General features: G+C 32.9%; 4 protein-coding genes and 2 pseudogenes. 5 read left to right on the forward strand and 1 reads right to left on the reverse strand.

The genetic code is table 11. The annotated features are described in order from the left end of the window. The first annotated feature begins 17 nt into the window (after positions 1-17). The 5 genes and pseudogenes from AAEO57_RS19035 to AAEO57_RS19055 all read left to right on the forward strand — a co-directional run bounded on the left by AAEO57_RS19035 (position 18) and on the right by AAEO57_RS19055 (position 6,619). On the forward strand, positions 18-3,230 hold the full coding sequence (locus tag AAEO57_RS19035) for a fibronectin type III domain-containing protein (RefSeq protein ID WP_341694622.1): 3,213 nt from the start codon (positions 18-20) through the stop codon (positions 3,228-3,230). Positions 3,231-3,236: 6 nt separating this feature from the next. After that, positions 3,237-3,707 carry a hypothetical protein gene (locus AAEO57_RS19040; protein WP_341694623.1) on the forward strand — a complete coding sequence of 157 codons (471 nt, stop codon included), beginning with the start codon at positions 3,237-3,239 and terminating at the stop codon, positions 3,705-3,707. Next, a complete protein-coding gene (locus AAEO57_RS19045; RefSeq protein ID WP_341694624.1) occupies positions 3,704-4,894 on the forward strand; it encodes a hypothetical protein in 1,191 nt (396 codons plus the stop codon). Before AAEO57_RS19040 ends, AAEO57_RS19045 begins: the two co-directional genes overlap by 4 nt. Before the next feature lie 289 nt (positions 4,895-5,183). After that, positions 5,184-5,597, forward strand: a complete 414-nt coding sequence (locus AAEO57_RS19050; RefSeq protein WP_341694625.1) for a hypothetical protein — start codon at positions 5,184-5,186, stop codon at positions 5,595-5,597. A gap of 445 nt (positions 5,598-6,042) precedes the next feature. Then, positions 6,043-6,619: pseudogene (locus tag AAEO57_RS19055) on the forward strand (REP-associated tyrosine transposase). 226 nt (positions 6,620-6,845) lie between these two features. Here AAEO57_RS19055 and AAEO57_RS20905 read toward each other — a convergent pair. Next, a pseudogene (locus tag AAEO57_RS20905) lies at positions 6,846-6,955 on the reverse strand (IS982 family transposase); the annotation flags it as partial.

Raw genomic sequence — 6,955 nt, forward strand, 5'->3', positions numbered from 1 at the left:
CTATAAATAACAAAATAATGGATAAACCTCAATTACCCAAAATGCTGAAAAAATTACACCTGTACTTATTACTGTTGAGTTCCCTCATTGGAGTTGGAACCTATGCACAGACCTTTCCTATATCGGTATCTACACAAATTACACAGCCCTCTCCTATTTATCTGAGCCATTATGCAGATGCCACAACTATTAACAGCCCAATAAAAATTCAGCTGGTCTTAAACGATTTGACCATCTCCAGCAGACAGGTAAAACTGAAAATTTATTTTCAGGGCAACAAAATTTCTTTCAGTACAAATGATTTTGTAACAGGAGCACGTCCGTTGTATCTCGAAGGAGGGGTTCCGTTACAGTTAACCAATGTGGATCTGGCTCCTTACTTCGAGTATCAGAATCTACTGGGGCTAACTCCTTATCAATATGCACAGCCTTTGCCGGATGGTGCTTACAATATTTATGTAGAGGTATATGATTTTGCTACAGGTAGAAAACTCTCCCAAAAAACCGCAACCAGTACTATTATTTTTCAGAACCAACCTCCATTTCTAAACCTGCCTTCCAATAATGCTTCTTTTATGCAGCAAAATATTCAGAACATTATTTTCAGCTGGACGCCCGGAAGTGTCAATGTAAGCAATGTAGAATATGAATTTTCGATAGTCGAAATCTGGGACAAATACACACCTGTACAAAACGCATTTGCTTATTCTCCTCCATTATACACTACCACTACCAGAAACACCACACTGCAATACGGGGTTAGTGAACCTCAGCTGCTTCCGGGCAAAAAATACGCATGGCGCATCAAGGCAAAGGCTATTTTTGGAGCTGAAGAAATAGGTGTTTTTAAGAATAATGGTTACAGCGAAATCTTTTCTTTTGATTACGAAACTTTTTGTACTGCCCCACTTGTCATCACAACTTCTGGAGTTAGTGAAAATCAGGCCAAAATAACCTGGAGCGGTAATATTGATAATTATGATTATGAGGTAAATTACCGTGAAAAAAATGCAGATTCAGAATGGTATAAACTCGTTACCCCGAGAGAAAACATCACGATAAGTAATTTAAAACCAAATGCAACTTATGAGTATACTGTTGGTGCATCCTGCGATGTTGGCAAATACACTCACAGCACCATCAAAGAATTTACAACCCTTGTCAGAGATGAAATTGCGTTTCAGGGTTGTGGTATTCAACCGGATCCTAAGGATTTAGCCAATAAAAATCCGTTACCAGAACTTTTCCCGAATGATGTGGTTACGGCAGGTGACTTCCCTATTGTGGTTCTTCACAGTACGGGAAGCAACGGAACCTTTACCGGAGACGGTTATGTAACGCTGCCTTTCCTTGAGAAATTCAGAAAACTGATTGATGCTGCCGATGCTCTTGGTGGAGAAAAAATCAATATTGGTCAATTTTCCCGTATCAAAATTACTTTTACCAATATTGGAGTCAATACCGATTTTAAACTGATTTCAGGTGAGATTGTTGCCAGTTATGATGAAGGTAACTGGGACAAAATGCTGGATATAGATAAATTGGCTGATGATATTTCAGAAGAATACGATCCTATTATGGAATCTATTTTCGGGCCAAAACCAACACAAGAAGAAGTAGATGCTGCTGAAAAAGAAGAAACTGTTGAGCCTAATAATCCAACACCTCCTTCAGAAACTCCAATTGAATATAATCCTATTACTGTTGTAGATGTAGACGAACCATTACCTACACCTCCTCCAATAAAAGATACTACTCCTGTAAAAAATGAGACCAGAGAGCCGTCTAAGACAACTCCAAGTAATGGAACTGTAACAGAAAATGGTTATTATATAGAATACAAAGGACAAAAATATTATAATGGTGGTCGAATCAAAATACCATATAGACGCTATATGGAAGAAATCTTTGAAATGAAAACTCTACCAAGTGATGCAAAAGTTACTTACAGTATTTACGAACCTGGCCAACAAAAAATGGTTCGTGGTTATAATGGTAGTACTCCTAAGAATAGTTTACCAATTGAAGATAATACTATTGCATATAATTTATTAAAACAGGATTTACAAGCAGAAGCGACGAGTGTTGAAGGCAATCCAAAAGTACGAGTGGAGATTGAAAAAGTTGTTGAAAAATTTACACAAGATAAATTAACAGCTACTCATATACCAAATTCTATAAAAACTCCAAAAACCAGGATAGCAAATGCTGGGCAAACACTATATTATGTAAACAGACCTGGAAAAACTGACCACAGAAATACGGAAATAAAGGCTGTTTTAAGTCAAACAGATCTTAAAAAAATTCCAAAAGATTATATAAAATGGAAAATTAATGATGTCGCAGATGAAAATAAAGACGGAACAACACAAATTAAAATTCGTCTTGCTGATGATAATAAAGTTTTAGATTCTAAATTTACAAATATTTCAGGTTCTCCTGAAATAACAACAAAAGACGTATATGTAAAATGGGTTGATGAAAATATTATAAAAGGTGGATTTTCAAGTTCAACTAGTAATTTTAAAGTTCTTGAAGAGTTTCTTAAATGGAAATCTTTAATGGCTAAAACTACTAAAATTATAGAAAAAATACCTGGAATTAAACTCCTTAAAAAGAATGAGAGAAGTAGTGGTAATATTTCGTTTTATGCAGATTTTGCTGTAGGATCTACCGAAGCCAAAAACGTTGAAGATGAAGATTCTCGCTTATATTATAGACAAACAGAAATAAAAACTGGTGTTGAAATTGGTTTAAAAGGAACTGCTACACTAATGAAGTGGAACCCAAATCCTTTGGCTTATTTTCCGGGAACGCCAAGCTGGGTTACAGAATCACTCAAAATCGAAATAAGAATTGATGCTACCGCGTCATCCGCTGGAGAAATAAAATACACCGGGATACAAAAAAAATATGTCGAAACAAACAAAAGCAAATATAGTGAATCACTCAATCCTGCAATAGTTAAATTTAATATGGATCTTGGCGTGATAGGTGAAATTAAAGCTTTTGAAAATAATGAGTATTTTTCATTCGGCGGAGAAGCATCTGGAATTGCAAAAGCCGAAATCTTTAGATTTGGATATTTTGATGGAAAGATCAATAGTAAGTTTTTTAGCGAAGGCGTAGCCATGGATGTCCTTTTTAACGGATATGTAAACGTTGCAGGACTAAAATATGAAAAAGGAAAACTATATCACATTCAAATTGTAGAACCAAACACAAACTAAAAAAACATGAAAAAATTTATTATTTATCTTATCATTATCTATTCAAGCTTTTATTTAATTATTGAATTAACATATAATTTTCCAAAGTTTAAAACGAGTTATTCTTTTTTATGTGTTAAAGGAGGAATAGTCCGTGATACTCTTTTAGTTAGTTCAAATGACCCTGCTTCACATTCTGGAACAACCTCTACATCTATAGTATATAAAGGCATATTAAGTTCTAATAATGAAACTGCGCAAATAACATTGTCTAATAGTGTATATCCGTATCTTAATGAACGAAAAGACTACGCAAAAATAAAACCGAATAAAATAATTGTATATCATTCAAATCTATCCAGTCACTTTTTATTCATAGAAAAACCGGATAGTGCTTTAACATTAGGATTAACATACTTTATAGATCCTGTCTTATTCTTTATATCAATATTTTTGATTCTGTACTTATTAATTTTAAAAATGAAAAATAAAAAATGAACAATAATTTAATAATACTTCTAACTTTTATATTCTCAACTAGTGTATTTTACAGCCAGGTAAATGATGCCAATGGAGTGGTTTTAGAATACAATTCGGTAAAGACTTTTGATTATACAGCTTTGAAACCAAAAAAACTAAAATTAGTAAACTCTCCAAATGAAATAGATTATAGTTCAATTGAGGGTGTTATACAATCTTATTTCTCGGCAAACACTCTGGAATGGGCAAAAAGCGATTATAAAGACTCATTATTGACCATTTCAAGAGATCAGGAGCATTTTGATAAGTTAAAAAGTCTAGATAAGGAAAAAAATTATGTCGAAATTGAGAACATTTACAAATTCGAATATAATAATAAGTCTATGGCGTACGTAAAGTTTTCCTTTACTTTCGAAGGTGTTCCATTTCAAATTGTAAATTTTTTATCACTAACAAATGAGGGTGGCAGATGGTATATATACAACTTAGCAAACCAGGTAAAAATTAGTATGTGTCTGACAAATCTAAACAATTCCTTTTTACTCGATATTTTAGCTCCTAATTCTTCAAATCCAATGAAAAACAAATCCTCAAGATATCAATATGTTGATTTTGATTTATTATTCGATAATTATCAAGCATTGACTACTATTGAAAAACGAAAAATTGAGGATGAAAGAATATGGAATCCAAAAGTTGGTTTAAACTATAACAAAAATGGTAATAATGTAACAATATCAAATAAAACTCTACAGACTTTTATATTCGAAAATGCCGTTTTTTCTGAATATGGAAAAAAAGAAAGATTATACAATGATCCAAAAATTAAAAATCAATATAAAAATGAACTTGTTAATTCTATTATTCCGACCAATAATGATACCATTAAACTTGTTCACAAGCTTAGATTTAAATTAAATAATTCAAAGATTGAGATTGTAAAATATCAATTAAATGATAAATTTTATGCTAAACTACTGACAGACTCTCAACATCTTGATATTGCTAACATTGATAATTTAACCGAATTTTTTAGAACGGTTAAAAGTGAAACTTTTAAAGATATTTTACGCAGGAATTTCGGAAAAGATTTCCAAGACATCATGGCTAAATCCGCAGGAAACACAAATGGAATAAATATATCAAACTTATCAGATTTGGTAGTTCAGGACAAAAACAAACTATCCAAATACTTAGACAACTAATAACCCCCTCTGGTACTCGTTTGCAACGAGTGCCTACTTACCTTGTAAAAACATCTCGTAGCGTTTGCAACGCGGTTAACTAAAACAGGAGTAATTTTAAAGCAAGTATATTCCTGTTTTTTTTATTACTTTTCTTTTAAAATCAATATATTAAAAAAAAAAGAATGTCTGAAAAATACAAAGTCATTGATAGTACAGTGCCCACTTTTATTACCATTACTGTTGTTGATTGGGTTGATATATTTGTCCGTCCCGTTTATTGCAATATCTTAGATGAATCTTTGAATTATTGCATCAAGGAAAAAGGATTGAGTGTACATGCCTATGTCTATATGACAAGTCATATTCATTTGATGGGGAACTGCAAAATGTTATACGTGATTTTAAAAAGTATACCTCTAAAAAATTAATAGAAGCAATACAAGAACATCCAGAAAGCAGGAGAGAATGGTTATTAAAAAAATTTAGTTTTGAAGCTCAAAAATCAGGAAGAGCTAAAAATTATAAATTGTGGAAAGATGGATTTCATCCCGTTATCTTAGATACTTTGGAAAAAATAGAACAACGTGTAAACTACATCCATTCTAATCCAATTGAAGCAGAAATTGTTTTTTATGAACGAGATTATGTAAATAGTAGTTATAGAAATTATGAAGAAGACAACACTGTTTTTTGTAACGTAAATATTGAACCTTTATGGTAATGTATTTAATACAGCCGCGTTGCAAACGCTACGATTTATCTTTTAAGTTAAGTAGGCACTCGTTGCAAACGAGAGCCAGAGGGAGAATCTTGACAAACAAGTACTTGAAGACCTTGAAAAAACATTGGGCTCTAAAAGGTTAGCTGAACTGCTTGAAATCACAAAACAATTACCAAGTACCTGGACAATTAAAAAGCTTGACGGCAAACTTGTTTTAGTTGATAGTAAAGGCAAAAAATGGGCAGAAATTTTTGAGAATGAAATACATGCAACCCCCGCTGGCGCGAGCATCATGCTCGTGAACACAAAGTATATCTTTTACAGTAACTCAAAACTACCCCACGCTGGCGCGAGCATCATGCTCGTGTACACAAAGTATTCCTTAACTTAAAACCGTCCTGCTCATAAAAGAGAAGTATTTATTACATTAGCTCAAAAAAAATAAATGAGCAGAAAATACAAGTTTGGAGAAAAAACAGGAGCATACTTTATAAGTTTTGCTACGGTTTACTGGATAGATGTATTTACAAGAGACGAATATTTTGCTAACATAACTGAGTCATTAGATTATTGCAGAAAGCATAAATCTATGGAACTTTATGGTTATTGTATCATGCCTAACCATATTCATTTAATTTTTAGATCGGCAAGCGGAGATCCTTCAGGATTAATAAGAGACTTTAAAGGCTTTACTTCCAGAAAAATGCTCAAAGCAATTGAAGAAAACCCGCAAGAAAGCAGAAAAGAAACCTAACGAAGTGGTTCGGCGGAGCCAATGGATATTATGGATGTTTGAAAGAGCCGGAAAGAAAAACAGCAACGTCAAATTCAGGCAGTTTTGGCAGCAAAACAATAAACCTATTGAAATCTGGTCTTTAAAAGTTTTTGAGCAAAAATTAAATTACATTCATAACAATCCAGTCGAAACGGGCTTTGTAACGAATCCTATAGACTGGAAATATAGCTCTGCCAGAAATTATGGAGATAATGACCAAACTGTTTTGGAAATTGATATTAATTGATGATGCTTTACGGGCACGAGCGGGACGCTCGCGCTAGCGGGGAGATACAAAAACAATTTATTGAGCGCGATCTGTTTACAGCAAACTCATTAGAAGAAATACAATGGAGATTGAAAAATACAACTTTAACGAAAGATAAGTTGGTAGGATGGTTGACCGATAATAAAAATAGTATAATTAACCTGAAAAAAGGAAAAATAGCTGATTTATTAGATAATTCAAGTTGCTAGTTAATTGATTTGTTTAATTGGAGTCCAAACACAAACAGAGTTAACTTTATTAGAAAACCTTCAAGTGTAACTGCATGTATTGTTCTAGGAAACATTTTCTTGATGT

Origin of the sequence: Flavobacterium calami (assembly GCF_038290035.1) — a bacterium.
In the GTDB taxonomy this organism is placed as follows: Bacteria; Bacteroidota; Bacteroidia; order Flavobacteriales; family Flavobacteriaceae; genus Flavobacterium; species Flavobacterium calami.

Excerpts from the sequence above, each read along its gene's own strand:
- AAEO57_RS19035 (WP_341694622.1), top strand. The coding sequence starts at position 18 with ATGGATAAACCTCAATTACCCAAAATGCTGAAAAAATTACACCTGTAC.
- AAEO57_RS19040 (WP_341694623.1), top strand. The coding sequence starts at position 3,237 with ATGAAAAAATTTATTATTTATCTTATCATTATCTATTCAAGCTTTTAT.
- AAEO57_RS19045 (WP_341694624.1), top strand. The coding sequence starts at position 3,704 with ATGAACAATAATTTAATAATACTTCTAACTTTTATATTCTCAACTAGT.